Origin of the sequence: Exiguobacterium sp. A1_3_1 (assembly GCF_048985645.1) — a bacterium.
In the GTDB taxonomy this organism is placed as follows: Bacteria; Bacillota; Bacilli; order Exiguobacteriales; family Exiguobacteriaceae; genus Exiguobacterium_A; species Exiguobacterium_A indicum.
Map to the genome: position 1 here is coordinate 1 of NZ_WBYY01000253.1, position 3,255 is coordinate 3,255.

Consider the following 3,255-nt stretch of genomic DNA (forward strand, 5'->3'; position numbering starts at 1 on the left):
GGCGAGTCGCAGCTCTCGTTATCGGTCCGGCAGGAGGGCAGCGGTGCAGCGGTGCGATGAGGATGTTGCTGCGTGCAGCCTACAGCCTTACGCATGAGCCTGCAAATTCTCCTTGTGCTTGTATATCCAGTAGAAAGAGTATCACTATCTATAGGAGAATTAATTGACTTCAATCAGCTATCTCTCTTCGAATCTTTATACACTCCACTGTGGGTCTCTCATTGCTCTTGGATTCGGAACGAATCCATTCCTTACTCATTTGTACTCTCTTAAAAAGAAAAATATCGTCGTTTTTTGTCCATTCATGCTACGGTACGTAGGTGTGTCCTTATTTGAAAATAGAGGAAACTATTACTGAGCTGAACGCGGCATAGAAATGACGATACATAAAAATACGACTCAAATCCTCTTGCTATCAAGGACTTGAATCGTACGATAAAGCATCGAGTGAGTCATCGCACCGCTCATCAAACAATCGACGTAAAGGCTTTAGCGGTCACGTTTAACTCTCCAGCGGTTTCTCCCATACTATTGAATCTGTCGACGGTTTTCTCCATCACTTGAAGGCTGTCCGTCGTATCTTTTGCTGATTGGTCCATCACCCTCAATACTTGTTCCAGTTCTCCGTTCATCTTTTCGGTCGTCGTCCGAACATCCACTACAGCACGTTCGACAAGTTTCGACAGATTTCGGACTTCTGTTGCGACGACGTTGAACCCTTTACCATGATCACCGGCTCGCGCTGCCTCGATTGATGCATTTAATGATAATAAATTGGTTTGAGAAGCAATTCCTTTAATGGTTGCAGTGAGATGTGTAATCTCGTCCGCCTGTTTTTGTAGGTTTTGGACGACCTTATAGTTCGCTAACGTCTCGCTTGCCATATGTTCAATCGTCTTCTTCAATAATCCACTCTCTTTAATCCCATAGAGCGCTCTTTCGTCAAGTGTATCTGCGATCGTATCGAACGTCTTCGCATACGTTTCGACTAATTGTTGTCGCTCCGTGATATCTGTCGCAATTTTGACGACTCCGACGACTTGACCGTCTTCAATCAATGGCATGTAGGTCGCCTCTAACCAAATAGAGTTTCCGAGAGAGTCGATTCGCTCGATTTTGTCAGAAGCACTTAATCCGAAGAACAGCTTCTCCCAAAACTCCTTATACTCATTACTATTGACAAAGGAGGGAGGACAAAACAGGTGATGATACATGCCAATCATCTCTTCCTTCCGATATTTCATCGTCTTCGCAAAGAGATCATTTACATCGACTACTTTTCTTTGCAAATCAAATCGAATCATCGCTACATGATTTTTTAAAGAATCCAACACTATACCAGAAGAAAGATTGACCGTATCCGAATCCATTACCTTCACCCTCTTGACGTCTATTTTTTAGATGCACAATTCGTATTTCCTCATTATGTATATATAAATATAGTTATAAAGGGCTATTAAGAATACTTCTTTTTTGAAATAAGTATCAATGTTTTTAGTTTTTTTTTATTATTTTTCCTTTCAAAAAACTAGTATCAAAAGTACTAATAAATTATCAGGGTATAAGAAGTTTATATCCCTTGGATTCAAGGTATTAATAACATATTTATGCTGTTGTTAAACAGTATTAAGGCTGTGATAGAAAGGAGAAAATTCGTTATGTCGACCTCATCGGGACCACAATGTTTGACCCTCATGCCAAGATTGTCTCAACACTTCCAACATCATGACATCTTACAAAACGTTGGACTCCTATCGATCCGGATCATTCAAAAGAAAAGAGCGGTTTCACTGGTCGAGTATCGACGACTGTATTCACTTCTCGATCAAGAGCAATTGGATTTTCAAAACTTCGTCCATCCGGATGTCAGGCAGCGTCTTGTCTTATGTATAAAACTCTCTTCTCACGAGTGGAGTATTTCCTTGCCTGACCATCACTTTTCTGAAGAATTTTTTAGATTTCCGACTGATTGCCCTCCCCTACAGTTTTCTCGTTTCTATGCGACTACTCATCACTTTATGACTTCACTTGAATCATTCATCCTATCTTTATTTTCTACGAGTATTGAATTCAGTAGTGCTTCCACTTACTATCAAGATACAGCGTCACCAAAATAAGAGATTCTACGGAATTCCTGAATTACATTTATTACTGAGGATGCTGACTATTTTACTGACTGCAATTGATAAACGAAAGTAAAATAAGCATTCCTTGTTCGAACGAAGTGATAACCATGCGCATCACACAATACACAGATTACGGACTTCGTACTTTGATATACCTCGGTGCTCATCCTAATGAAATCGTACCGATGCCACAAATCGCAGAACACTATGCAATCTCCCCGAATCATTTGATGAAGGTTACCCAGCAATTGACGAAGCTTGGCTATGTTGAATCTGTCAGAGGACGAAACGGAGGACTCCGACTGACGCATGCTCCAAAAGAGATTAACATCGGAACAGTCGTCCGTCAGATAGAACCGCTCGACATCGTCGAATGCTTCAGTCCGAACGGGCAATGCCTCATCGCCCCTGTCTGTCGTCTCAAAGGGGTTCTCGGACGGGCAATGCACGCTTTTCATCAAGAACTTGCGAAACATTCTCTGGAGGACTTACTCGATAATCAGGATCAACTTGTCGAACTTCTTCACCCTTCCACCCCAAGTGTCGAAACCACTTCTACCTGATCAGTTTTGCTTCTTACCATCGACTGATTCATCTAATACATATCGCTATGAGAAACAGACCTAATCACATGTGTGGTGATGTTATATGTTGTTAGCCATACCAACAGCCGATCGGAACGTCATCAAAAAAATCACCTCATTCTACTTACTACTTCTTTACCACCTATAGCGAAAATGATGAAAAGGAGAACACTTCATGCACTCGTCTGATTTTCAAGACCGTTGTAGACAAGTTGCTTTAGAAGCGTTTCTCGAGATGTATTCACGCCTTTTACATGCAACAGACTCACCTTTGAAGCGACAGCAAGTCGAAAGCGTTCTTGAAGAGATGCGCAAAGAGTTCTCTCTTGAAGTCTTGACGGCTTCATCTTCAAACCAAACCATCGAAAATGCTCAAAAACTCTATCTAGAGCTTCATCTTTTTTTGAACTAAAAGATTCATTTTAAATGAATTTTTTATTCTATTTCGCTCCGTGCCTTCCGTCGCAAGGAACAGGAACGTAGAGATGCCTCGCGCAGGCGATGTGTAGCTCTCGTTATCGGTCCGGCAGGAGGGCAGCGGTGCG

At 41.8% G+C, this 3,255-nt stretch carries 3 protein-coding genes; 2 read left to right on the forward strand and 1 reads right to left on the reverse strand.

Annotation, left to right across the window (positions count from 1 at the left end):
- Positions 1 to 467: 467 nt before the first annotated feature.
- Entirely contained in the window at positions 468 to 1,370 is a 903-nt protein-coding gene (locus tag F8N00_RS17235) for a methyl-accepting chemotaxis protein (RefSeq protein WP_421018666.1), read from the reverse strand.
- A gap of 863 nt (positions 1,371 to 2,233) precedes the next feature.
- Here F8N00_RS17235 and F8N00_RS17240 point away from each other — a divergent pair.
- Together F8N00_RS17240 and F8N00_RS17245 are read left to right on the forward strand one after the other, a co-directional pair.
- Positions 2,234 to 2,689 (forward strand): Rrf2 family transcriptional regulator, encoded by a 456-nt coding sequence (locus F8N00_RS17240; RefSeq protein WP_214813989.1) that lies wholly within the window; start codon positions 2,234 to 2,236, stop codon positions 2,687 to 2,689.
- Between the two features lie 196 nt (positions 2,690 to 2,885).
- Positions 2,886 to 3,122 carry a hypothetical protein gene (locus tag F8N00_RS17245; protein ID WP_214813988.1) on the forward strand — a complete coding sequence of 79 codons (237 nt, stop codon included), beginning with the start codon at positions 2,886 to 2,888 and terminating at the stop codon, positions 3,120 to 3,122.
- Positions 3,123 to 3,255 lie beyond the last annotated feature (133 nt).